The organism is Dinoroseobacter sp. S76 (assembly GCF_049801095.1).
GTDB lineage: Bacteria > Pseudomonadota > Alphaproteobacteria > Rhodobacterales > Rhodobacteraceae > Dinoroseobacter.
The window spans coordinates 710,235-734,040 of the sequence record NZ_JBNAGH010000003.1; the positions used below are offsets into that span (position 1 = coordinate 710,235).

The following is a 23,806-nucleotide window of genomic DNA, read 5'->3' on the forward strand; positions in this document are numbered from 1 at the left end:
GAGTCAGACGGGGCGACATGAGCGAGACGGACGAGAACGGCTATCAGGTGCTGGCGCGGAAATACCGTCCGGCGACCTTTGCAGACCTGATCGGACAGGACGCCATGGTCCGGACCCTGCGCAATGCGTTCCAGGCGGACCGGATCGCGCAGGCCTTCATGATGACCGGTATCCGCGGCACCGGGAAGACGACCACGGCGCGGATCATCGCCAAGGGCATGAATTGCACCGGTCCCGATGGCTCGGGCGGGCCGACCACGGATCCTTGCGGGCAATGCGACAATTGCCGGGGCATCATGGCGGGCCAGCATGTGGATGTGATCGAGATGGATGGCGCGAGCCAGACGAAGATCGACGACATCCGCGCCAATGTGCTCGATTCGGTGCATTACGCCCCCGCCTCGGCGCGCTACAAGATCTTCATCATCGACGAGGTACATATGCTCTCGACCAGCGCGTTCAACGCGCTGCTCAAGACCCTCGAAGAGCCGCCCGCCCATGTGAAATTCATCTTCGCCACTACCGAGATCCGCAAGGTTCCGGTCACCGTGCTCAGCCGGTGCCAGCGCTTCGATCTGCGCCGGATCGAGCCGGAGGTGATGATCGCCCATCTGCGCCGGATCTCGGATCTGGAGAAGGCCGAGATCGCCGAGGATGCGCTGGCCCTGATCACCCGGGCCGCCGAAGGCTCGGTCCGCGATGCCATGAGCCTTCTGGATCAGGCGATCAGCCACGGTGCGGGCGAGACCACCGCCGAGCAGGTCCGCGCCATGCTGGGCCTTGCCGATCGCGGGCGGGTCATGGACCTCTTTGATCTGGTGATGCGCGGGGACGCAGCAGGCGCCCTGACCGAGCTCTCGGCCCAGTACTCCGACGGGGCGGATCCCATGGCTGTGCTGCGGGATCTGGCCGAGGTCACCCATTGGGTGTCGGTCATCAAGATCACCCCCGAAGCTGCCGAGGACCCCACGGTCAGCCCCGATGAGCGCGCCCGGGGACAGGCCGCCGCCGAGGCCCTGCCCATGCGAGCCATGACGCGGATGTGGCAGATGCTGCTCAAGGCGCTGGAGGAGGTCGCGATCAGCCCGAACGCCATGATGGCCGCCGAGATGGCGATCATTCGGCTGACCCATGTGGCAGATCTGCCCTCCCCCGAGGATCTGGTGCGCAAGCTGCAGAACACGCCGGTCCCCTCGGGACCCGCGGGGGGCGGCGCCCCTGCCCCGCAAGGCGGCGGCGGGACCACGGCGCGCGCCCGGATGCAAGGCACCCCGGCCCCATCGCAGAGCGCCGCCGCAAGCAGTGTCAGCGCCCATGGCGGCGCAGGCCCCGCGCTGGCCATGGCCGCCCCGGCGGAGGATGCGCTTGCCCGTTACGGACGGTTCGAGGATGTGGTCGAACTGATCCGCACCCGCCGGGACGTGAAACTGCTGGTGGAGATCGAGGGCGGGCTGCGCCTGGCGTCCTACAGCCCCGGGCGGATCGAGTTTGCCCCGACCGAGAGCGCGCCGCGCGATCTGGCCCCGCGCCTCGCGCAACGGCTCCAGACCTGGACCGGTGTTCGCTGGGCCGTGAGCGTCGTGGCCGAGGCCGACGCGCCGACCATCGCCGAGACCCGCGACGCGGAAAAGCTCGAACAGGAAAAGGCCGCCCTCGCGCATCCGATGGTGGCGGCGGTCTTCGCGGCCTTCCCCAAGGCCAAGATCACAGAAATTCGCTCCCATTCCGACCTGGCTCAGGAGGCCGCCATCGAGGCGCTCCCGGAGGTCGAGGATGAATGGGACCCCTTCGAAGACGACTGATACCGGAAAGGAACCTCACAATGCTCAAAGGGTTGGGACAGCTTGGCGATATGGCCAAGGTCATGAAGCAGGCGCAGGACATGCAGGCCAAAATGGCCGAAATGCAGGAAAACCTCGCGACGATGATCGTCACCGGCGAGAGCGGTGCCGGGCTGGTCAAGGCCACGGCCACCGCCAAGGGCGAACTGACCGGGCTGGATATCGATCCGTCGATCTTCAACCCCGAGGAAAAGGAAGTCGCCGAGGACCTGATCCTCGCCGCGATCAAGGACGCTCAGGCCAAGGCGCTCGACAAGGGGCGCGAAGAGATGGCGAAGGTCACCGAAGGGCTGAACTTGCCCGAAGGCATGAAACTGCCCTTCTAAGCCATGAGTACCGCGCCCAAGGACATCGAGAACCTGATCGACCTGATGGCGCGGTTGCCCGGGCTTGGGCCGCGTTCGGCGCGGCGCGCGGTGCTGTTCCTGCTGGGCAAGAACAAGCGGCTTCTGGGGTCTCTGGGCGCTGCCATGCAGGAGGTCGCCGCCTCCGCCCGGGATTGCCTGAATTGCGGGAATATCGGCACGCAGGATATCTGCGAGATCTGCAGTTCCGAGAAACGCGCGACGGGCGAGATCTGCGTTGTGGAGGACGTCGCGGATCTCTGGGCGATGGAACGCTCCGGCGTGTTCAAGGGGCGCTACCATGTGCTGGGCGGCACCCTCTCGGCGCTGGACGCAATCGGCCCGGAGGAGCTGCGCATCCCACAGCTCAAGGACCGGGTGGCGAGCGAGGGCGCGACGGAGGTGATCCTCGCGCTCGCGGCCACGGTGGATGGCCAGACCACCGCCCATTACATCGCCGACGTGCTGGAAGGATCGGGTGCGACGGTGACCAGCCTCGCCCAGGGCGTGCCCATCGGCGGCGAGCTCGACTATCTCGATGACGGGACGATCACCGCCGCCCTGCGCGCCCGCAAGGCGTTCTGACGCCCCCTATCCGCGCGCGTGGAAGAAATCGTAGATCGTCTGGGCCATCGCCTCTGAAATCCCGTCCACCGCCTTGAGATCCGACAGGTTCGCACGCCCCACCGCCTTGGCGGAGCCGAAATGCGCGAGCAGCGCGCGTTTGCGCGTGGCCCCCACCCCGGCGATCTCGTCCAGCGGCGTGCGCCCCACGGATTTCGACCGTTTCGCCCGGTGGGTGCCGATGGCAAAGCGGTGCGCCTCGTCCCGCAAACGCTGCACGAAGTAGAGCACCGGATCGTTGTGGCGCAGCGCGGTCGCGCGCATGCCGGGACGGTAGAACTCCTCCTTCCCCGCATCACGATCAAGGCCCTTGGCGACCCCGATGAAGGGGACATCCTCGACCCCGAGATCGCCCAGGATCTCGGCCACGGCCGAGACCTGGCCCGCGCCGCCATCGATCAGCAGGAGGTCCGGCCAGGCTTCGCTCTCGCGGTCCGGGTCCTCCTTGAGCAAGCGTTTGAAGCGGCGCGACAGCACCTCCTTCATCATCCCGAAATCGTCCCCCGGGGTCAGGTCATCGCCGCGGATGTTAAACTTGCGGTACTGGGATTTCAGCAACCCCTCCGCCCCGGCCACGATCATCGCGCCCACCGCATCGGTGCCCTGGATGTGGGAGTTGTCATAGACCTCGATCCGCTTGGGCGGCGCGTCCAACTCGAAGGCCTCCGCGAGACCACGCAGGAGCTTGGTCTGGGTCGCGCTCTCGGCCATCTTGCGGGCGAGGCTCTCGCGGGCATTGCGCGCCGCACTCTCGATCAGCTCCGCCTTCTCGCCGCGCTGGGGCACGAGGATCTCGACCTTGCGGCCCAGCTTCTCCGACAGGGCGGTCGCCATCAGGTCGGTGTTCTCTATCGGGTGGCTGAGGAGGATCTGCCGGGGCGGATCCTTCTGGTCATAGAACTGGCCGAGAAACGCCTCGAGGATCTCGGGCTCCTCCGCGCCGGATCCCGTGCGCGGATAGAAATCCCGGTTCCCCCAGTTCTGGTTCGCCCGGATGAAGAAGACCTGCACGCAGGCTTGCCCGCTCTCAAGATGGAGCGCGATGACATCGGCCTCCGACACCGTGCGCGGATTGATCCCTTGCGCCGATTGCACCTGGGTCATGGCGCGGATCCGGTCGCGCAGGGCGGCGGCGCGCTCAAACTCCATCTCTTCGGAGGCCTGGGCCATTTGCGCCGCGAGCTTCTCCTGCACATCCGTGGATTTGCCCGACAGGAACCGCTCCGCATCCTTGACCGAAGCGGCGTAGTCGGTCTCCGAGATCTCGCCGGTGCAGGGCGCTGAACAGCGCTTGATCTGATAGAGCAGGCAGGGCCGCGTCCGGCTGGCAAACATCGAATCCGAGCAGTTCCGCAAGAGGAACACTTTCTGCAGCTGGTTGAGCGACCGGTTCACGGCGCCCGCGCTGGCGAAGGGGCCGTAATAGGCGCCCTTGTCCGCCTTGCGCCCGCGATGCTTGCGGATCTGCGGAAAGGGATGGTCCTTGGCCACGAGGATGTTCGGAAAGCTCTTGTCGTCGCGCAGCAGCACGTTGTAGCGCGGCTTGAGCTGCTTGATGAGGTTCTGCTCCAAGAGCAGCGCCTCGGTCTCGGTCCGCGTGGTCAGGAACATCATCGACGCGGTCTCGGAAATCATCCGCGCAATCCGCGCCGAATGCCCCGACATCCGCGCGTAGTTCGACACCCGCGCCTTGAGGTTCCGCGCCTTGCCCACATAGAGCACCCGGCTCTCGGCGTCGAGCATGCGGTAGACGCCCGGAGAGCCGTCCAGCGTTCGGAGGTAGCTCTGGATCAGCGCATGTCCAGTCAACGATTCCCCGTTTTCCGCATCATTTTGATCAGTTTCGACCATACCACTCATCCGAGAAATTGCTTGACCGCGGTTGTCCACGGATTGTGTGGATAACTCTGGGGGCAAGTTTCCTTCAACCGGATTTTTCCTTTTGTTTGTGAGGGGTTCTTCATTTTGATTAAAAAATGGTCAACGCCCTAACATACTGTTTTTGCTTCGTAATTTCTGTTGACACTTCGGGTGTCAAACTCTGTGACAGAATCGTGACGCTTTTCCTGAGCTGCGAAAGCCCGGTGGACAAGTCAAGGCCACCCCCAGCAAAAAATCGCAAAACGGTGCCGCTTGGCCCAACGTCACTCGACCCCGATCACGTCCGGTGTGGCCCAGGCGAGATGCTGTCCTCCATCCACGCAGAGGAGCTGCCCGGTCACCGCGGGCGCGTCGAGGAAATAGCCCAGCGCCGTCGTGATCCCCGCAGGGTCTGCGCCCCGTTCCAGCAGGGTCGCGGCGCGCTGCTTGGCGAAATGCGCCTCGGATTGACGCCCCCCACGCAGGGTAGGGCCGGGGCCGATGGCGTTGACCCGGATCTGTGGTGCGAGCGCCTGTGCCGCAGTCTGGGTAAAGGCCCAGAGCCCCATCTTCGCAAGGGTATAGGTCATGAATTCCGGGGTCAGTTTGCGCACCCTTTGATCGATCAGGTTGATCACGAGGCTGCTGGCCAGCGGCTCCCCGTTCGCATCCGTCTGTGTCTCGGGCGCCTGCGCGGCAAAGGCCTGGGTCAGCACGAAGGGCGCGCGCAGATTGCTTTGAAAATGGCGGTCCCAGTTCTCGCGCGTGGCGGTCTGCACCGTGTCATATTCGAAAATCGAGGCGTTGTTTACCAGCACGCTCAAGGGGCCGAGGGCAGCCGCTGCGTCGGGCACCAGCCGGCTCATGTCGGTCTCGGACAGCAGGTCCGCCTGCAGGGTCACCGCCTTGCGACCCAGGGCCCGGATCTGCTCGGCGACCGCTTCGGCCTCGGTCGCGGAACTGGCGTAGTGAATGGCCAGATCATAGCCCCGTTCCGCCAGATAAACTGCCATCGAAGCCCCGAGGCGTTTGCCCGCCCCGGTGACCAATGCTGCCTTCGTCATGTCCCGCCCCTCACGTTAGGAGCATCACCACATAGGCTGCATAGAGGCCTGTCAAGACGACTCCGGCGAGCCGCGTGAGGTTGACGCGGAAGTAGACAAACGGGATCAGCAGGAGCGACGCGCCAAGCATCACCCAGAGGTCAAATCGCAGGAATTCGGCGGTCACGGGGATCTCACCCACAAGGGCCGTGATGCCGATGATCGCGAGCAGGTTGAACATGTTCGAACCGATCACATTGCCCAGCGCCACATCCGCCTGTCGCCGGATCGAGGCCATGACCGTCGTCGCCAATTCCGGCAGGGAGGTGCCAAAGGCGACGAGCGTCAGGCCAATCACCTCCTCGGAGATGCCGAAGGCCAGAGCGATGTTGATCGAGGCATCCACCAGCAGATCCGCCCCGAGGGGCAGACCGATCAGACCGAGCAACAGGAACAGGATGATCTTGGGCCAGGACATGCTGGGATCCGCACCCTCGACCTCCTCTTCCTCGTCCTCCTGCGCCTTGCGATGGGCGCGCGCCTCGCGTAGGGCATCGACCAGCATGAAGGACAGCGCCGCCAGAAGCACCAGCCCGTGGATCCAGGTGATCGGGCCCAGAAAACACACGGCGATGAAGAGGAAGGTCGCCGCCAGCATCTGGATGTAACTTCGTTTCGTGTCGCAATCGGCGGTGTGCAGCCCCGCGAGGAGCGCCGGGATCCCCAGCACCAGAAGGACATTGGCGGTGTTCGAACCGACCACATTGCCCAGCGCGAGGCCCGGCACGTCATCCTCAACCGCCGCGATCGAGATCAACAGCTCAGGGGCCGAGGTGCCAAAGGCGACGATCGTCAGGGACACGATCAGGGCCGGGATCCCGACCCGGAGGCTGAGATTGACGGCCCCCTTCACCAGGCTGTCCCCGGCCAGAACCAGGATCACCAGCCCAAGGGCCGCAAACAGGAAATCCATACGCGCCTATCCCTTGCCGCAACCACAGGGGTCATTGGACAGCAGATAGCGACCGCAGGACCTGCATTTCGTCGGTTTCTTCAACGCCACCTTGCCCAGATAGGGCAGACGCAGTTTCCCGAACATGGCCAGGACGGCCATGCCGATGAGAAACACGGTGACGATCTTGAATATCATCCCTCAGAGACCGTAACGCGCCCAGAGGCCGCGCTCTTCGAGACCCGCGAGGGTGTCTTCGACCAGCGAAAGGCCGAACCGGCTGACCAGCGGGCGCTTCGCGCCATAGACGCGGAACCGGGTCTTGTCGCCGAGCTTGTCCTTCATCACCGGCACCAGGTGGCCGATCCCGTCGGCGAGGCCCACATCAATGCCCTGCTGGCCGATCCACACCTCCCCGGTAAAGAGATCCTGGTCCTCGGGCAGCTTGGCCCCGCGCCGGGCGGTGATGTGCCCCTTGAAGGTCTCATGGAGCTGGGCCTGCAGCGCCTTGAGGCGTTCGACATCCTCTTCACGTTCGGGGCGGAACGGGTCGAGCATGGATTTGTCCTTGCCCGCGGTGTGCACGCGGCGCTCGATCCCCTGACGCTGCATCAGCTCATGGAACCCGAAGGAGGCGGAAATCACCCCGATGGAGCCGACGATCGAGGTCGCATCGACCCAGATCTCATCCGCCGTCGCCGCAATCCAGTAGCCGCCCGAAGCCGCCACATCCTCGACAAAGGCGTAGACCGGGACCTCCTTCTCCTTAGACAGCCGTCGGATCCGCGCCCCGATCAGCGAGGATTGCGCGGGCGAGCCGCCGGGGGAGTTGATCACCAGCGCCACCGCCGCGGGCTTGCCTTTGGAGAAGGCGCGCTCCAACAGAGGCGCGACACCGGGATCGTTCAGGGTTCCACGACCGGTCGCGGCAATCGCGCCTTGCAGGCGAACGACCGAGACGGTGGGATGTTTTTTGACGAAGGGCAGCCATCTTTTCATGGAGGGCGATGTAAGCCGCGTGCGCGCCAGCGACAAGGCACCGCAGATGCGGGACCGACAATACTGTTGCTGCAATGCCGCCCGGCCCGGCAGCGCGCGCGCTCAGGCGCGGATGCGATAACCCGAGCGGAAGATCCACCAGATCGCCCCGAAACAGGCGGCGGTGAAGGCCAGGATCGCCAGAATGCTCCAGACCACGGGCACGTCGGCGGTTCCGAAAAACGCCCAGCGGAAGCCGGAGATCAGATAGACCACCGGGTTGAACAGGGTCACCGTCTGCCAGATCGGCGGCAGCATGGAAATCGAGTAAAAACTGCCCCCCAGGAAGACGAGCGGCGTGATCACCAGCAGCGGGACAAGCTGCAACTGCTCGAAATTCTTGGCGAGGATCCCGATGATGAAGCCCAGAAGGCTGAAGGAGATACAGGTCAGCACCAGAAAGCAGAGCATCCAGACCGGATGCGCGATCTGCAGCGGCACGAACAGAAATGCCGTGGCCAGAATGATCAATCCGATCAGCAACGACTTCACCGCCGCCGCCCCCACATAGCCGATCACGATCTCGAGGGTGGAGATCGGCGCGCTCAGGATCTCGTAGATCGTGCCGATGAATTTCGGGAAATAGATCCCGAAGCTCGCATTCGACACCGATTGCGTCAGCACCGAGAGCATGATCAGCCCGGGCACGATGAAGGCGCCATAGGAGGTGCCCTCGATCTCCTCCATCCGCGCGCCGATCGCCGCGCCGAAGACCACGAAATAGAGCGAGGTCGACAGGATCGGCGAGATCAGGCTCTGCAGCATCGTGCGGAAGAACCGGTTCATCTCGTAGATGAAGATCGTTTGTATGGCGGCGACGTTCATTGGGCGGCCTCCTCGGCTTCGGGAGCATGGACGAGGGAGACAAACACCTCCTCAAGCGAGCTTTGCCGGGTCGAGAGGTCCCGCATGGTGATCCCGGCCGCGTCCAGATCGTTGAGAACACGGCGGATCCCCGTGCGCTCGGCCTGGGTGTCATAGGTATAGACGATCTGGCAGCCGCCCCCGGTCAGGGTCAGGTCATAGGCCGCGAGGCTCTCGGGCAGCGCGGTCAGGGGCTCGGCAATGTCGATCACCGCCTCCTTGCGGCCCATCCGGGCCATGAGCCCTGCGGTTTCCTCGACCAGCAGGATCTCCCCCTTGTTGATCACACCGATCCGGTCGGCAATGGCCTCGGCCTCTTCGATGTAATGGGTGGTCAGGATGATCGTGACGCCCGCCGCCTTGAGGTCCTCAACCACGCGCCACATGTCCCGGCGCAGCTCAACATCCACCCCGGCGGTGGGTTCATCGAGAAACAGAACGCGCGGCTCGTGGGACAGGGCCTTGGCGATCAGCACCCGGCGCTTCATGCCCCCGGAAAGGGTGATGATCTTGTTGTCCTTCTTGTCCCAGAGACTGAGATCCCGAAGGATCTTTTCCAGGTAAGCCGGGTCGCGCGGCTTGCCGAAGAGCCCGCGCGAGAACGAGACCGTCGCCATCACCGTCTCGAACGGCTCCAGCGTCAGTTCCTGCGGCACGAGCCCGACCAGCGACCGGCTCGCCCGGTAGTCCGTGACCACGTCATGCCCGCCCACGGTGACCGTGCCGGAGGTCGGCGTGCTCAGCCCGCAAATCGTCGAAATCAGCGTTGTCTTGCCCGCCCCGTTCGGCCCCAGCAGCGCGAGGATCTCCCCCTCGCGGATCGACAGATCCACACCCTTGAGCGCGGTGAACCCGCCCTCGTAGGATTTCACCAGATCGGTGACAGTGACGATATCTGCGGCGGCTGCAGTCATGGGAAGGCTCCTTGATCGGATCGGCACCCTACCCGCCGCGCCGCCCGGTGCAAACGCCGTGAGCGCGCGGCGCGCCCTGCGCAATTGCACAGAATTGGCGCGCGGTCGTGGAATTGTGCGCAGGCGCCTCGCGCATATGTGATCGGGCAAGCGGCGGCCATCCCGGCCCGCCCCCAGAAAACGGAGAGTTCGATGACGCACAGAACCATCCCAGGCCTGCACCATGTCACGGCCATTTCCGGCCCGCCTCAGGACAATGTCGATTTCTTCACCGGCACCTTGCGCCAGCGGCTGGTCAAGAAGACCGTCAATTTCGACGCGCCGGAGACCTATCACCTCTATTACGGCAACGAGACCGGCGATCCCGGCACGATCCTGACCTTCTTTCCCTTTGTGGATGCGGGTCCCGGGCGCGCCGGGCCGGGCATGGCCTCCGCCTATGCCTATGCGGTCCCCGCTGGGCAGTTCGACGCCTGGATGGAGCGGCTCGCCGAGGATGCGGTCGATTTCGACGGGCCGGTCACGCGGCTCGGGCAGCGGGTCATCGCCCTGCGCGACCCGGATGGCGCGCCGGTGGAACTGATCGAGACGGATCGCGTCGCGGACGCGCCGCTCGACGGGTTCCACTCGGTCACCTTGTGGGAACAGGATCCCGAGCCCACGGCCCGGGTGCTCACAGATATCTTCGGCTATGAGGCTGCCGGGTCCCAGACCGAAGGCGGGATGGAGCGTCTGCGCTTTGCCGCCCCCGGCGATGCGCGCGGTGCCGTTGTGGACATTCTGCGCTCGGACGCGCCGTCTATCGGGCGGCCCGGAGCGGGGACGATCCACCATGTGGCCTTCCGGGCCGAGGATCACGACACCCATCTGGCGTGGCGCGAGACGCTGCTGAGCCAGGGCCATGCGGTCACTCCGGTGATCGACCGGCAGTATTTCGATGCGATCTACTTCCGCGAGCCTGGCGGCGTGCTGTTCGAGATCGCCACCGACCCGCCCGGCTTTGCCGTGGACGAGCCGGTGGAGACCATGGGCACCAAGCTCATGCTGCCTGCCCAGCATGAGCGCCTGCGGGAGCGGATCGAGCGGGTTCTGCCGCCGATCCGAACCGCCGCATGACGGCCCGTCTGCTGCGGTCCGGGGCGCCTGCGTCCCGGGCCCGGGCGGGGCTCGTCCTTGTCCATGGCCGGGGCGGCTCCGGAGCCGAGATCGCGCCGCTGGCCGACGCGCTCGGCCTGCCGGATCTCGCTGTGATCACGCCGGAGCATCCGGCGCGGTCCTGGTGGCCGACCTCCTTTCTTGCGCCCCATGCACAGATGGCGGGGCCGCTCGAGACCGGTCTTGCCGCGATGGGCGCGGCCGTTGCGGCCCTCGAGGCGGAGGGTGTGCCCCGCGCGGCCATCGCTGTGGCCGGGTTCAGTCAGGGCGCCTGCCTCGCAGTGGAATACGCCGCGCGCTTTGGGGCGGGCCTCGCCGGGGCGTTCGGATTGTCGGGTGCGCTGGTGGGCACGGGCGATGCGGCGCTCGGGTCTGCCGACCCGGGCCTCTACGGGTTCGCCGAGAAGCAGTTTGACTATGCCAGCGATCTGACCGGCCTACCGGTCTATCTCAGCGTCCATGCGCAGGACCCGCATATCCCGCTCGCGCGCACCCGCCGCTCGGCGGAGGTGTTCGAGACGCTTGGGGCCAAGGTCGACACCTATGTCGCCCCCGGCGCCGGGCATGGATTGCTGGCCGAGGATGTCACGGCGTTGCGGGGCCTGCTCAATCGCTAGCCCCCGCGGGGTCGGGGGCCGTTAAGGCTGCGGGCTGGCAAAACCGGGGTTGGCAAAAACCGGTGGTTGGCAAAACCGGAGGTTGGCGAAACTGGACCCCATGGTCAGATCTGTTGACGCAGGTCCCGCCCCCGTGCCAGCCTCGCCCGGGGCGCGGCATGGCTGCGACCCGGGTTGGGGAGGATTGCCCCCGCCCTGCTGATTTGTTCTGCCCCGGGGACCCCGCGACCTGTGATGCATCTGCCTGTTTTTCCTCCGCGTTCCGGCGCGCCCGGCCCTGTGCGGCGGGCGGATCAGAGGGCGACAGGCCATGCCGGGGCGCGCCCTTGACCGAGTTTCCCGGAGACCCCGCGCTCAGCCCGGCTGCCGAGCCGCAAAGCGACGCGCGCGGCGAGGGGCTGGCTTCGGGGATTGCCGGGCTCCTCGTCGCCTTCAACCTCCTCTGCCAAGCGGTCGCCCTGTCGGGTCTGCTCTTTACCGGGGCGCTGGCCTCGGGCATCGGGCTGAGCACTGCGCTTTTGATCATCAGCTGTATCGCCGCCACGCTCGCACTGACCTCTGTGCGGGGGATGCCGGGCATGGCTGTGGGGGCGCTGCAGAATGTGCCGATTGCCGCCCTTTTGCCCGCCGCGGTGCTGCTGGCCAGTGGGAGCATCGAGGGCATGGCGCCAACTGCCGCCATTGCCACCATGCTGGCCATTCTCGGAGCTTCGGCCTTTACGCTCGGCGCGGCGATGCTCGCGCTCTCGGCGCTGGATATGGGGCGGGTGGTGCGGCTCATGCCCCATCCGGTTTCCGCCGGGTTTCTCGCCAGTGCGGGCATGATCCTTGTGCTGGCCGGGCTCTACCGGGTTGCGGATGCGCCGGAGCCGACGCTCCGCGCGCTGCTCGCCGCCTCGGAGACCCACGGCCCCGCCATCGCCCTGACCCTCGGGCTGGCCGGGGCGATGGGTCTGCTGGCGCGCTGGCGGGTGGATCTGGGCCCGATGCTCGGCATCCTCCTGGGGATTGGCGGGTTCTACGGGTTTCTCGCCTGGCAAGGGCTGAGCGCCGAAGATGCCCGCGCCATGGAGCTCTTGCCTCGCCGCATCCTGCCCGAGGATGCCGTCGGCTGGTCGCCGGCACTGCTGAGCGCGGTGGATTGGGCCTTCGTCTGGGAGCAGACCCCGCTCATCCTCGCCGCGGCGATGATCGGCGTGCTCGGGGCGATGCTGAACTTCACCGGGATCGAACTGGCCCTGCGGAGCGAGATCGACACCCGCCGGGCGCTTTCGGCCACGGGTCTGTCGAATGTGGGTCTGGGGCTGATCGGCGGCAGCATCGGCTACGTTTCGTCAGTGAATACCGTCTCAGCCAGCCTGCTCGGCGCGCGCGGGCAGCTGACACGGGTCGTTCTGGTGCTGGGACTGGCCATCGGGCTGGTCTATGCGCGCCTGATCGTGGCTTTCACCCCGACCTTCGTGGCCACGGCCCTGCTGGTTTACATGGGGTGCACCATCCTGTGGCGCTGGCTCCTGCGCCAGTGGCGCGAACAGTCGCGCGCCGATTGGACGATTGCGGCCAGCATCGTGGTGGTCACCGTACTCTTCGGAATCTTGCCGGCTATTGCCCTCGGCATCGTCACCGCCTCGCTGATCTTCGCGATCAGCTATGCGCGCCTGCCCGTGGTCACCCAGCTCTTTGATCTGAACGGGCGACGCAGCGCCGTGGATCGGGGCCCGGCCCAGACGGATGTGCTGGATGCCCGGGCCGACAAGGTGCTGACCATGACCCTGCAGGGGTTCCTGTTCTTCGGCTCCGTCGAACAGCTCCTCGACCATATCCGAGCCGCCCTCGCCCGGCCCAACGCGCCGGAGACGATCATTCTGGACTTCCGCAAAGTCTCGGCCCTCGACAGTGCGGCCCTCGCGGCGATGCGCAAGCTGGAATACCTCGCCGAACAGCATGAGACCGAGATCGTCATCGCGGGGGCGCGCCCGCAGCTCGCCGCGTCCCTGCTCCGGATCGAAGCGATGCTCACGGACCGATCGGTGCTGCGCTTCGCGCCTTCGGTGGATGAAGCTTTGGAGCGCGCCGAGGATCGGCTCCTGCAGGATCACCCCCCGGCCTATTGGGTCGAATCCGCCCATACCACCATAGCTGATGCTTTGCAGGATGACCGGCTTGCTGCCCAGCTTCTGGCACGGATGCACCGGGAGGAGATCTCTGAGGGGGCGACCCTTATCACCTTTGGCGCGGCGGATGAGGACATTTATGTGATCGAGGCCGGTCGGCTGGCCGTTTTTACCCATGTGCCCGATGGCCGCCGGATCCGGGTGCGCTCGCTCCGCCCGGGCGCGATTGTCGGCGAGATCGCGAGCTATGCCCGTTTGCCACGGACCGCAGATGTTGTGGCGGAGACGCCGGTGGTTGTGTATCGTATAGATCCGGGCACTCTCGACACGGTTCTGAGCGAGGACCCCGCTCTCGCGGCCGCCTGGCACAAGATGATTGCGATTACCTTGTCCGAGAAGATCCACCGGACAACACTGATGTTACGGGAAAGTGTGTGACCATGAGTGAGGCCATGCTTGTGACGCTGCTGTTGTTGCAGCTCAAGCATCTGTTGGCAGATTTTTTCTGGCAAACCCAATGGATGGTCGCGAATAAGGGGCAGTACGGGCATCCCGGCGGCTGGGCCCATGCCGCCGTCCATGGCGGGGCGAGCCTCGTGATCCTCGCGCTGCTGGCGCCGATCCCGCTCGGGCTGGTGCTGGCGATCTGCGTGGCGGAATGCGTGCTGCATTACCATATCGACTGGATCAAGGAGCAGGCGGTCAAGCGCTCCGGCGCAGGCCCCACGGAAAAGCGGTTCTGGAACATCACCGGCACGGATCAGGCCCTGCATCAGGCGACCTATCTCGGCATGGTCGCCCTGATCTTCCTGTGATCCGTCCAGATCCCTCCCGGCTGGGCGTCACCCCCCGGCAACGCAGCATGGATCAGCCCGGTTCTGGCGCCATTGTGCCGTTGACTTGCCCCCGGCCTCCCGCGTTAATTCAGCTTAATCACGTGCGTGGGCGGGGATTTTCGGTCTCGGGCCAGCGCAAACACGGGCAGAGTTCAACCGGCGAGATGACCTGGAGGAGGTCTTGGTGACAGGCAAAAGGCAGCTTGAAACGGCTCAGCCGCGCAGCGGATTGCGCGGATTGGGGCGTTGGGCGCGGGCCGCCTGTACCGGGCTTGTCCTCGGGGTGTCCGCCACGAGCGCCGGGGCGGCCTCGCTCGAGGAGGCCGTGCGCGCCGCACTGACCACCAATCCTGCCCTGCAGGCCACCAATGCCGAGATGCGCGCGGCGGCTTACGACCTGATCGCGCTCGAGCGGAATTACCTGCCCACGGTCACGGCCTTTGGCGAGGCGGGCGGCGAATGGGTCGATGACCCAGGATCGCTCAGCGCGGATGACAATGACGAATGGAAGGCCACGGCCCAGCTGGGCGTCGGTGCGGAGCTGACCCTGTTTGATGGCTACCAGCGTGCCAACCGGATCTATGACAATGCCGCCCGCGTGGATGGTCGCATCTTCGCCTTGCTCGACGCCTCCGAGACCATGGCGCTGAACGCGACCGAGGCCTATTTCGACGTGGTGCGCCACCGGATGCTCGTGGATGCCGCGCAGCGCAATCTGGACCGCCATATCGAGATCGCCGATCAGGTCCGCGCCCTCGTGCAGGGCGGGCGCCTGCCCTCCAGCGATGCGCTCACTGCCGATGACCGGTTGCAGGCCGCGTCCCTGGCCATCGTGCAATTGCGCCAGGCCTTGCGCGACGCCAATTCCCGCTACGAGCGTGTGATCGGCGCGGCCCCGGGCGGCGGGATGCAGATCCCGCGCCTGAGCAACCTGCCCGCCACCCGCGACGCCCTCGTGCAAGCGGCCTTGCGCAACAGCTTTCGCCTGCGTCAGGCCCAGAGCGCCATCGACCAGAGCGTCTATGAACAGGAAATCGCCAAAGGCACCCGCCTGCCTCAGGTAACCCTGAATGCTGGAGTGACCCAGGGCGAGAACCGTGACGGGCAGCGCGGCTCGGAAACCGACGCCTTCCTCGGTCTGCGGATGAACTGGACGCTCTATTCCGGGGGCCGCCCCGCCGAAGACAAGGCCGCGATCGAGCGCAGCAATCAGGCCTTCTATTCGCGGCAGGACACCATGCGCGAGGTCGAAGAGCTCGCGCAACGCGCCTGGTCCAGCCTGCAATCGAATACCGAAAGCGCCATTCTCGCCGACCGGCAGCTGCGCGCCAATCGCGAGATCGTGCGCCAGTTCCGGGAGGAGTTCACGGCCTCCTCGCGCTCCTTGCTGGATGTGCTCGAGGCCGAGCGCGCCCTCTATAACGTTGAATTCCGCAAGATCAGCACCGATGCGAGCTTTGCCTTCAGCCAGTTCCGGGTGCTCGCGGCCCAGAGCCGTCTGGCCGCCCATTTCGGCATCGCGGAGTCCGAGATTGCCCTTGAGCCGACCTTTCAGGCGCGCGCCCTGGTGGCCCCGCGAGCGATCTTCGACACCGAGATCCCCGCGCTCGAGTGAGCGGCGCGGTGAGCGACGCCTGGACCCTGCGCTGGCTGGCCGCCCATCACGGACGGCCCTATTCCGAAACGGCCCTCGCCGCCGCCCTGCCCGCCGGAGCGGCCCTGAACGATCCGCAGATCCTCGCCCGCGCGCTCGCCCATCTCGGCCTGCGCAACCGGCTGCTGGACCAGGCGCCCGGCAGCGTCGATCCGGTCGTACTGCCCTGTCTGGTCTTTGCCCATTCCGGCGAGCTGGCCGTGCTGGTGCGCCATGGGGGCGGGCTTGGCCTCCTGCGCAAGGACCGCCCGGCGGAGCCTGTGACCAAGGCCGAGCTGCGCCGGCATTTTCAACCCCGCGTCCTTTTGGTAACGCCAGCAGCCCCGGAAACCGACACGCGCCTTTCGCCGGATACGGTGGCCCAGGCGCAGGCCCCCAAGCACTGGTTCTGGGGGCCTGTGCGTGCAAACTGGCGCGGCTGGGGACAGGTGATCCTGGCGGCCTTCTGCCTGAACCTGCTGAGCCTCGCCCTGCCGATCTTCGTGATGAATGTCTATGACCGGGTGATCCCGAACCTGGCCTTCGTCACCCTCTGGACCCTTGCGATAGGGGTCAGCCTCGCACTGGTTCTGGACATGATCCTGCGCGCCTTGCGGGCCGGCATGATCGAGACCATAGGACGGCGCGTGGATTTGCAGGTGGGCGCCGAGATTTTTCGCCATGCCATGGCCCTGCGCATGACCCAGCGCCCGGGCGGGGCGGCGGCACTTGTGAACACGATCCGCGATTTTGAGCAGGTGCGAGAGTTCTTTGCCTCCGCCAGCGTGATCTCGGTGATCGATCTGGCCTTTGTCGGGCTCTTCATCGCGGTCCTCTTCTGGCTCGTAGGGCCGCTCGCGCTCGTCCCCCTTTGCGCTGTGCCGGTGGTTCTGCTGATCGCGGGCCTTGCCCAGATCCCCATGGGGCGCCGTGCCGCCGAGGCGCAGAAGCTCGCAACCAAGCGCCATGTGGTGCTGGTTGAGACGCTCTCTGGCGCCGAGACGATCAAGTCCCTCGGGGCCGAACCGGTGATGCAGCGCGAATGGGAAGCCGCCGTCGCCGCCTCCGCCCGGGTCAGCGGCGCGACCCGTGTCTGGTCCAACGTGGCCACCTCCGGCAGCTTCGCCGTGCAGCAGGCGGTGAGCGTGATCACCGTGATCTGGGGCGTCTTCCTGATCTTTGACGGGGCGATCACCATCGGTGCCCTGATCGCGGCCAATATCCTCGCGGGCCGGGTGCTCGCCCCGCTCAGCACCATCGCCCAGACGATCTTCCGCGCCCAATACGCCGCGAAATCCATGGCCGCCCTCAACGCCTTCATGGCCCTGCCGGAAGAGCGCCCGGGCCCCGTGCGTGGCGGCCCGCAGGTCGCCACCGGGCACATCGAGATGGCCGGGGTCAGCTACAGCTATCCGGGCGCGGCGCAACCTGCCCTGAGCGAGATACACCTGACGGTGACGCCGGGCGAGATCGTCGCGGTTCTGGGCCGGGTCGGCTCGGGCAAGACCACGCTTGCGAGCCTGCTCTGCGGTCTGATCAGCGCCGATCAGGGGCAGATCCTGATCGACGGGCACGGGATCGGGCAATACGACCCGGCAGATCTCCGCGCCGGCGTCGGCTACCTTCCCCAGGACCCGGAGGTCTTCACCGGCACCCTGCGCGAGAACCTCTTGATCGGGCGGCCCGCCGCCACAGCGGAGGAGATCACCCGCGCCCTGACCCTTGTGGGGCTGACGCGTTTCGTGGCCGAAACCCCGGAAGGGCTCGACATGGATCTGGGCGAGCGGGGCGGTCGCCTGTCAGGCGGGCAGAAACAGGCCTTGGCCCTGGCGCGGCTTCTATTGCGGGACCCGCCGGTCCTCTGCCTCGATGAGCCCACCAACGCCATGGATCAGCAGATGGAGGCCACGGTCATCGCCGGACTGCAAAGCCTCGCCGCGCAGGGCAAAACAATCCTTTTGACGACCCACAAGGACAGCCTCGCGCGGATCGCGCCGCGCTATGTGGTGCTCGACCGGGGGGGCAAGGTCCTTGATGGGCCCAAGGCGCAGGTCATTGCCGAATTGCAGGCTGCGGCCCGCAAGAAAGCGGCGGAATAGCCCATGTTCGGACAGCGCATCGAAGAAGAGTTCAGCAATGATCCCGGCGCCCTGCAGGGCGTGCGCCCGGCGCGGGGCTCACGCGCGCTCCTCTGGGTGATCGCGCTGGGTCTGGCCGGGTTCTTTGCCTGGGCGCAGATGTTCGAGATCGAAGAGGTCGTGCGCGGCCCGGGTCGCGTGGTGCCCGCCCAACAGGTGCAGGTGGTCCAGAGCCTGGAAGGCGGGATCGTGCAGGCGATTTCCGTGCGCGAAGGGATGGTGGTCGAGGCGGGCGCGCCGCTGGTGCAGATCGACGATACCGGGTTCGCGGCAAGGCGCGGCGAATTGCTGGAACAGGAAACCGCCCTGCGGGCGGAAGCGGTGCGGCTGCGCGCCGAGGCCAGTGGCGGAGAGGCCGCCTTCCCCGAGGACCTGCGCGCCAACGCGCCGGAAGCCGTGGCCGCCGAGGAACAGGTGCTGCGCACGCGCCGCCAACAGCTTGAGACCGAGCTTGCCGTGCTCGCCGATCAGCGCGCCCAGCGGGCCGGGGAGCTACAGACCCTGCGCGCCGAAGAGGCCAAGATCCGCGCCGTGCTCGCCCCGCTCAGCGCCGAGATCACCCTGACCGAGGATCTGGCCGCGCGCGGGGCAGTGCCGCAGATCGAAGTTCTGCGGCTGCAATCTCGCAAGGCGGATCTGGAGGGGGATCTGGCCATCGGGGCCGCCCGCGCACCGGTGCTGGAGGCCGCACTGCGCGAGGCCGAGAACCAGATCGGCGCCGCGCGCTCAGCCTTCGTGCTGACCGCGCAGGAGCGTCTGACGGATGTGCAGCGCGATCTGGCAGTGGTGGAGGAAAGCCTGCGGGCGGCCACGGATCGGGTCACCCGCACGCAACTGCGCGCGCCCGTGCGCGGCACTGTGAACCGGGTCACCACCACCACGATCGGCGAAGTTGTCCAACCCGGCGCGCCCGTGGTCGAGATCGTTCCCCTCGATGACAGCCTGCTGATCGAGGTGGAGATCGGACCGCGCGACGTGGCCTTCATCACCCCCGGCGTCTCCGCATCCGTGAAGCTGAGCGCCTATGACTATCTGATCTATGGCGCGCTGGAGGGGGAGGTCACGCAGATCGGCGCCGACACGATCCTGAACGCCGACGGGGTCCCGGTGTTCCGCGCCGAGATCCGCACGGGCGACAGCTTCCTCGGCGATCCGGACCAGCCCCTGCCGATCCTGCCGGGAATGCAGGCCAGCGTGGATATCCGCACGGGCAGCCGCACCGTGCTCGACTATCTCGCCAAGCCGATCCTGCGCGCGCAATCCGAGGCGTTCCGCGAACGCTAGCGCCTATTTGGTGGTGGCATCCACCACACCGTCCCAATCCGCCACCGGGGGCGCGACGCGAAGCTGCGCGACCCGCTCCGCGTAAAGCGCGCTATAGGCCTCCAGCCCGAAGCGTGGCGCAAGGGGCGCGAGATCCCGAAGGGCCGCCTCTGCCCCGTCCCACTCGCGGGCGCGAAAGGCGCTGAGCATCCGGGCATTGGCCTGCGCCAGCCGCTGAAATTCCGGGTCGTCCCGCAGGGCGGCATCGCCCAGAAGCGTGTGGATATGGGCCGGTTCGGTCTTGCCCACCACCCGGATCAGGTCGATCTCGAGCGTTGCGAACCCCCCTGCAACCGCTCGCGCGGTCTCAGCCCCAATCACGATCCCGACGCCATAGATCTTGGACTGCCCCTCCAGCCGGGAGGCGAGGTTCACCGGATCCCCCAGCGCGGTGTAGTCGAACCGCGTGTCGCTGCCCATATTGCCCACCACGCAAAGCCCGGTATTGATCCCGATCCCCACATTGAGCGGCGCGGGCGGCGTACCTGGACCGGCCGCGCGGCGGGCATTCAACGCCGCGATACTGTCCCGCATCCGCAGGGCCGCATGGCAGGCCGCCGCCGCGTGATCCGCATGGTCCAGCGGCGCATTCCAGAACGCCATGACCGCATCGCCCATGAACTTGTCGATGGTGCCGCGTTGGGACAGGATCGCCTCAGATTGCGTGGTCAGAAGCTGGTTCATGAGCGTGGTCAGGCCCTCGGGATCGTCCTTGTATCCCTCCGAGATCGCCGTGAAACCGCGCACATCCGTAAAGAGCAGCGTGAGCTCCCGCGCCTCACCCCCCAGGGTCAGAGCCTCGGGCCGCTCGGTCAGGCGCTGCACCAGATCCGGGGAGACATATTGGCCGAATGCCCCGCGAATGCGGCGGCGCGCCCGCTCTTCGCGCAGGTAGTTGGCCCCGGCCATGACGATGAACAACATCAGAAGCGCGAGCGCCGGAAAGCTCGGGTCCAGCAGGAGGCGCGCCTGCAGAAAGGTAGCGTAGCTCGCACCGGCCCAGCCGATCACGATCACACCCGCCGCGACCACGACCCAACTCGCCGCCAAATGGGGCACCAAGAGGACCACCAGCAGCCCCAGCACCAGCACCACCGTCAGCTCCACCGCGATCGTGTAGTTCGGACGGCTGAGGAGCGTGCCGGACAGGATGTTCTCGAGCACCTGCGCATGGATCTCGACCCCGGCCATGGCGGTGCCAAGCGGCGTCGGGCGATAATCCTCAAGCCCGATGGCGGAGGTCCCGACCAGTACCAGATGCCCGGCCAGGCGCCCGGCGGGCACGCGCCCCTCCACCAGGTCCACGGCCGAGACGAAGCGCGCCGGCAGGCTCGGCCCGAACCAGGGCCAGATCGTACCATCCCGATAGGTCGGGATCGCCTGCCCCGCCACCACGAGCCCATCGACCCCCGCCGCATTGCTGCGTACGGCAAAGGGCTGCCCGCCGGTGGCAACGCGCAACAGCTCCGGCGCCAGTCCGAGGCGCAGCACCCCGTCCACTTCCATCACGAGCGGCAGACGTCGATAGATCCCGTCCGGATCAGGGCGCACGGTGAAGATCCCGCGTCCGGCAGCGGCCGCCTCCAGCTCAGGCAGGTTCTGCACCAGATCCGGATAGCGTTGCAGGAAGGGGGTGGGATCAGGGCCGATGAAGGCGTGGGGCACAGGCTGCGCCGGAACCGGCTCCGCCGAGGCAGGCCGCGTGGCGTGGCGGACACTGGTCTGGCCCAGCACCACGGGCAGCCGGGCGATCGCCGCGGCAAGCTGGGCGTCATGATCCGGCAGCGCCTCGAGCAGTGCGCGGGACCCGGGATCCAGCCCCCCTTGCGCTGCGGCCAGATTGGGCGGGGACAGCCGGTCCGCTTCGGCAAAGATCACGTCAAAGGCCAGCGCCGCTGCCCCGCCCTGCTGTGCTGCACCGATCAGGTCGGCAAACACCGTCCGCGGCCAGGGCCATTGCCCAATCTCGGTTAAGCTGCGGTCATCGATATCGATGATCGTCACGGGCTGCGGCACCTGCGGGCGCGGGTTCACGCGCTGAAAACTGTCAAAGGCCGTATGGCGCAGATCCGCAACCCAGACCGGGTCGAGGATCCGCAGCCCCAGCAGCAGCACGATCAGCCCAAGCCCCAGCATTCGACTTTTCGTCGCCTGCTGTCTGAGCCATCCTGCCATGCCTAGAGTCCTGACATTTCTCGAAAACCGGGGCCGCGCCCGGGATCCGGGTATCAAGACCGCCCCTCCGCGCCGGGTCAAGACCTTCGCGCGGCTCCCCGGGCGCCCCTGCGGAAAAGTGTGATGCAGATTGCAGAGAATCGGGGCAAGCTCGGCTACCCTTTCGCCTTGGCGGCATGGTTCGGTTTCGGCTGGGGCAGACCGTCAGGATTGGTTAACGTGGCCCCGCCACCCGCTTGAGAGATCCGAGGTTTCCCATGGCCCTGACGCTGCAGACCTTTGAGACCCACGATGCCGCGCGTATCGAGCCGCTCTCCCAGGCGGAAGGGGCAGGCATTGCGGTGCCGAGCGACCGGCTCTTTGAAGGACGGTTCGAGCGCGCCGGCCCGGACCTGCGGATCGAGATCGAGGGCGAGCCCACCCGGCTGATTACCGATTATTTCCGCGACGGGACCCCGGATGACCTGATCGCGCCCAATGGGGCCGTCCTGCGCGGCGGTCTCGTCGAGCGGCTCGCAGGCCCCGAGGCGCCGGGCCAATGGGCCCAGCAGGGCACGGCCCCGCAGCCACAGCTGATCGGACAGGTGGAGACCCTGACCGGAGACGCCGCCGTCCAACGCACCGATGGCACTCGGGTAACGCTGGACCTGAAGACCCCCATCTTCCTCGGCGATGTGCTGGAAACCGCAGATGACACGATCCTCTCGGTCACGTTCGTGGACGGGACGATCTTCACCCTCGCGGCCAATGCAAGGATGGTGATCGATGAGCTGATCTACAATCCGGGCCAAACGGACAATTCCGCCACCTTCAGCCTGATTCAGGGCGGGTTTGTCTTCATCGCCGGTCAGATTGCCCCGACCGGCGGGATGGAGGTTGAGACCCCCGCCGCCACCATGGGCATCCGCGGCACCACGGTGCTGGCGGATATCCAGTCCGACAACGGAATTATCACGGTCGAGCTTGCCCTGACCCGGGATCTCGATGGCACGCTCGGACGGATCGAGGTGTTCGATCTGGATGGCAACCCGCTGGCGGAGATCACCGGGACGGAGACGAAATGGGTGCTCTCGCCCCAACAGGGGCTGGCCCTCGAAGTGCCGCGCAGCACCGATGACATCGCCTCGGACTCCATCCTGATCGCAGAAGCCAGCGATGCCCTGCGCGCCGCTTTGGGCCGGGTGCAGGCCGGGGAAGAGATCGTGCCCGGCGCAACGCCCGCTCCGCCTCCTCCGGGGGGTGGCCTTCCCCCCGTCGTGGCGCTCGCCTCTGCGGCCGACGCCCTTGGCGGTGGCGGTGGATCAGCGCCGGTTGTCCCGGTGAGCTTCTCTCCCCCCGCTCCTGCTGCAACGCCCCCGGCCCCGGGCGGTCCCGAGGGCGGTCTCGATGCCTTGGAAGAGACGGATACCGATCCTGACCAGACCGTCTTTGTGTTCAATGGCATCGAGGATGCCCCGGACGGGATCGAAGGCGCGCTTCCCCCGCCCATGGGGGGGGCCGTCTATATCCTGATGACCTCACCCACCGATGGCACGGTGACCCTGCAACCGGACGGCTCCTTCGTCTATTTCGGCGCGGCGGACTTCAACGGCCAGGATGGTTTCACATACCGGGTCGAGATCGATGGCGAAGCGGTGCGCTTCGGCGAGGCGATCATCAATGTCGCGCCCGTGAATGACGCGCCCGTGCTTGAGGATGTGGGGATCACCACGCCTGAAGACAGCGCGATCACCGGCGAAGTCATAGGCACGGATGTGGATGGCGACGCGCTGAGCTATCGTCTGGCCGACCCGGCCAGCAATGGCGATGTGACGATCCTGTCCGATGGCACCTATCGCTATGTGCCCGATGCCGATTTCAACGGCACGGACAGTTTCGTGGTTGAGGTCGATGATGGGGCCGGTGGCACCGATCTGGCCACAGTCACCGTGACAGTCACACCTGTGAATGATGCGCCCGTGGTCACTTCCGGCGCGGATGATGCTGCCGGGGCGCTCGTTGAGGACGGGCCGAGCGCTGTGACCGGCGGGCAGCTCGCCGCGAGCGACGCGGATACGGGCGCCAGCCTCACCTGGTCGGGCGGCGAGACCACGGCGCTCGGGGTCTTTGCGATCACCGGCGATGGCGCCTGGAGCTATACGCTCGACAATGATGCCGCCCAGGCGCTCGCCGCGGGCCAGGAGGTCACCGAGACCACGGAAGTCACCGTCTCCGACGGGCAAGGCGGCAGCGCGACCCAGACCCTGAGCGTCACGATCACCGGCACCAATGATGCGCCCGTGGTCACCTCCGGCGCGGATGATGCTGCCGGGGCGCTCGTCGAGGACGGGCCGAG

The 23,806-nt window shown here is 66.6% G+C and carries 19 protein-coding genes; 11 read left to right on the forward strand and 8 right to left on the reverse strand.

Annotated elements, in window-relative coordinates:
- Nucleotides 1–17 precede the first annotated feature (17 nt).
- From ACP153_RS13030 to recR, 3 genes are read left to right on the forward strand one after another with little or no spacing between them, the layout of a single operon-like run.
- Nucleotides 18–1,802, forward strand: a complete 1,785-nt coding sequence (locus ACP153_RS13030; protein ID WP_424971427.1) for a DNA polymerase III subunit gamma/tau — start codon at nt 18–20, stop codon at nt 1,800–1,802.
- 20 nt (nt 1,803–1,822) lie between these two features.
- Nucleotides 1,823–2,167, forward strand: coding sequence for a YbaB/EbfC family nucleoid-associated protein (locus ACP153_RS13035; protein ID WP_424965443.1), 345 nt, complete (start codon nt 1,823–1,825; stop codon nt 2,165–2,167).
- Between the two features lie 3 nt (nt 2,168–2,170).
- Nucleotides 2,171–2,770: a recombination mediator RecR gene (recR, locus tag ACP153_RS13040; RefSeq protein ID WP_424971428.1), complete on the forward strand. Its 600-nt coding sequence runs from the start codon at nt 2,171–2,173 to the stop codon at nt 2,768–2,770.
- Between the two features lie 6 nt (nt 2,771–2,776).
- Here the strand turns inward: recR and uvrC are convergent, their stop codons facing one another.
- From uvrC to ACP153_RS13075, 7 genes are all read right to left on the reverse strand, one after another.
- Complete coding sequence (gene uvrC, locus ACP153_RS13045; RefSeq protein ID WP_424971429.1) at nt 2,777–4,660, reverse strand: excinuclease ABC subunit UvrC; 1,884 nt, start codon at nt 4,658–4,660, stop codon at nt 2,777–2,779.
- 293 nt (nt 4,661–4,953) lie between these two features.
- Nucleotides 4,954–5,733 carry an SDR family oxidoreductase gene (locus ACP153_RS13050; RefSeq protein WP_424971430.1) on the reverse strand — a complete coding sequence of 260 codons (780 nt, stop codon included), beginning with the start codon at nt 5,731–5,733 and terminating at the stop codon, nt 4,954–4,956.
- Nucleotides 5,734–5,743: 10 nt separating this feature from the next.
- On the reverse strand, nt 5,744–6,685 hold the full coding sequence (locus ACP153_RS13055; protein ID WP_424971431.1) for a calcium/sodium antiporter: 942 nt from the start codon (nt 6,683–6,685) through the stop codon (nt 5,744–5,746).
- Between the two features lie 6 nt (nt 6,686–6,691).
- On the reverse strand, nt 6,692–6,862 hold the full coding sequence (locus tag ACP153_RS13060) for a hypothetical protein (protein WP_424971432.1): 171 nt from the start codon (nt 6,860–6,862) through the stop codon (nt 6,692–6,694).
- Nucleotides 6,863–6,865: 3 nt separating this feature from the next.
- The gene (locus ACP153_RS13065; RefSeq protein ID WP_424971433.1) at nt 6,866–7,663 is read right to left on the reverse strand and encodes a S49 family peptidase; all 798 of its coding nucleotides are present in this window, start codon (nt 7,661–7,663) and stop codon (nt 6,866–6,868) included.
- Nucleotides 7,664–7,765: 102 nt separating this feature from the next.
- Complete coding sequence (locus tag ACP153_RS13070; RefSeq protein WP_424971434.1) at nt 7,766–8,527, reverse strand: ABC transporter permease; 762 nt, start codon at nt 8,525–8,527, stop codon at nt 7,766–7,768.
- Nucleotides 8,524–9,480 (reverse strand): ABC transporter ATP-binding protein, encoded by a 957-nt coding sequence (locus ACP153_RS13075; protein WP_424971435.1) that lies wholly within the window; start codon nt 9,478–9,480, stop codon nt 8,524–8,526. Before ACP153_RS13075 ends, ACP153_RS13070 begins: the two co-directional genes overlap by 4 nt.
- 192 nt (nt 9,481–9,672) lie before the next feature.
- Here ACP153_RS13075 and ACP153_RS13080 point away from each other — a divergent pair, with 192 nt between their 5' ends.
- From ACP153_RS13080 to ACP153_RS13110, 7 genes are all read left to right on the forward strand, one after another.
- Nucleotides 9,673–10,596 carry a ring-cleaving dioxygenase gene (locus tag ACP153_RS13080; RefSeq protein ID WP_424971436.1) on the forward strand — a complete coding sequence of 308 codons (924 nt, stop codon included), beginning with the start codon at nt 9,673–9,675 and terminating at the stop codon, nt 10,594–10,596.
- Nucleotides 10,593–11,252: an alpha/beta hydrolase gene (locus ACP153_RS13085; protein WP_424971437.1), complete on the forward strand. Its 660-nt coding sequence runs from the start codon at nt 10,593–10,595 to the stop codon at nt 11,250–11,252. The genes ACP153_RS13080 and ACP153_RS13085 overlap by 4 nt, the downstream gene beginning before the upstream one ends.
- 326 nt (nt 11,253–11,578) lie before the next feature.
- On the forward strand, nt 11,579–13,804 hold the full coding sequence (locus ACP153_RS13090) for a cyclic nucleotide-binding domain-containing protein (RefSeq protein ID WP_424971438.1): 2,226 nt from the start codon (nt 11,579–11,581) through the stop codon (nt 13,802–13,804).
- A 2-nt stretch (nt 13,805–13,806) separates the two neighbouring features.
- Nucleotides 13,807–14,181 carry a DUF3307 domain-containing protein gene (locus ACP153_RS13095; RefSeq protein ID WP_424971439.1) on the forward strand — a complete coding sequence of 125 codons (375 nt, stop codon included), beginning with the start codon at nt 13,807–13,809 and terminating at the stop codon, nt 14,179–14,181.
- 205 nt (nt 14,182–14,386) lie between these two features.
- Nucleotides 14,387–15,817 (forward strand): TolC family protein, encoded by a 1,431-nt coding sequence (locus tag ACP153_RS13100; protein WP_424971440.1) that lies wholly within the window; start codon nt 14,387–14,389, stop codon nt 15,815–15,817.
- Nucleotides 15,818–15,825: 8 nt separating this feature from the next.
- Nucleotides 15,826–17,934 carry a type I secretion system permease/ATPase gene (locus ACP153_RS13105; protein ID WP_424971441.1) on the forward strand — a complete coding sequence of 703 codons (2,109 nt, stop codon included), beginning with the start codon at nt 15,826–15,828 and terminating at the stop codon, nt 17,932–17,934.
- Nucleotides 17,935–17,937: 3 nt separating this feature from the next.
- Nucleotides 17,938–19,257, forward strand: a complete 1,320-nt coding sequence (locus ACP153_RS13110) for an HlyD family type I secretion periplasmic adaptor subunit (protein WP_424971442.1) — start codon at nt 17,938–17,940, stop codon at nt 19,255–19,257.
- Nucleotides 19,258–19,260: 3 nt separating this feature from the next.
- Here the strand turns inward: ACP153_RS13110 and ACP153_RS13115 are convergent, their stop codons facing one another.
- Entirely contained in the window at nt 19,261–21,432 is a 2,172-nt protein-coding gene (locus ACP153_RS13115) for a CHASE2 domain-containing protein (protein WP_424971443.1), read from the reverse strand.
- Between the two features lie 296 nt (nt 21,433–21,728).
- Between ACP153_RS13115 and ACP153_RS13120 the strand changes: the two genes are divergently transcribed.
- The coding region (locus tag ACP153_RS13120; RefSeq protein ID WP_424971444.1) for a tandem-95 repeat protein at nt 21,729–23,806 on the forward strand (2,078 nt) is incomplete at its 3' end.

What these genes read in the sequence shown, in the direction of transcription:
- ACP153_RS13030 (WP_424971427.1), top strand. Translation starts at nt 18, where the DNA reads ATGAGCGAGACGGACGAGAACGGCTATCAGGTGCTGGCGCGGAAATAC.
- ACP153_RS13035 (WP_424965443.1), top strand. Translation starts at nt 1,823, where the DNA reads ATGCTCAAAGGGTTGGGACAGCTTGGCGATATGGCCAAGGTCATGAAG.
- recR (WP_424971428.1), top strand. Translation starts at nt 2,171, where the DNA reads ATGAGTACCGCGCCCAAGGACATCGAGAACCTGATCGACCTGATGGCG.
- uvrC (WP_424971429.1), bottom strand. Translation starts at nt 4,660, where the DNA reads ATGGTCGAAACTGATCAAAATGATGCGGAAAACGGGGAATCGTTGACT.
- ACP153_RS13050 (WP_424971430.1), bottom strand. Translation starts at nt 5,733, where the DNA reads ATGACGAAGGCAGCATTGGTCACCGGGGCGGGCAAACGCCTCGGGGCT.
- ACP153_RS13055 (WP_424971431.1), bottom strand. Translation starts at nt 6,685, where the DNA reads ATGGATTTCCTGTTTGCGGCCCTTGGGCTGGTGATCCTGGTTCTGGCC.
- ACP153_RS13060 (WP_424971432.1), bottom strand. Translation starts at nt 6,862, where the DNA reads ATGATATTCAAGATCGTCACCGTGTTTCTCATCGGCATGGCCGTCCTG.
- ACP153_RS13065 (WP_424971433.1), bottom strand. Translation starts at nt 7,663, where the DNA reads ATGAAAAGATGGCTGCCCTTCGTCAAAAAACATCCCACCGTCTCGGTC.
- ACP153_RS13070 (WP_424971434.1), bottom strand. Translation starts at nt 8,527, where the DNA reads ATGAACGTCGCCGCCATACAAACGATCTTCATCTACGAGATGAACCGG.
- ACP153_RS13075 (WP_424971435.1), bottom strand. Translation starts at nt 9,480, where the DNA reads ATGACTGCAGCCGCCGCAGATATCGTCACTGTCACCGATCTGGTGAAA.
- ACP153_RS13080 (WP_424971436.1), top strand. Translation starts at nt 9,673, where the DNA reads ATGACGCACAGAACCATCCCAGGCCTGCACCATGTCACGGCCATTTCC.
- ACP153_RS13085 (WP_424971437.1), top strand. Translation starts at nt 10,593, where the DNA reads ATGACGGCCCGTCTGCTGCGGTCCGGGGCGCCTGCGTCCCGGGCCCGG.
- ACP153_RS13095 (WP_424971439.1), top strand. Translation starts at nt 13,807, where the DNA reads ATGAGTGAGGCCATGCTTGTGACGCTGCTGTTGTTGCAGCTCAAGCAT.
- ACP153_RS13110 (WP_424971442.1), top strand. Translation starts at nt 17,938, where the DNA reads ATGTTCGGACAGCGCATCGAAGAAGAGTTCAGCAATGATCCCGGCGCC.
- ACP153_RS13115 (WP_424971443.1), bottom strand. Translation starts at nt 21,432, where the DNA reads ATGCTGGGGCTTGGGCTGATCGTGCTGCTGCTGGGGCTGCGGATCCTC.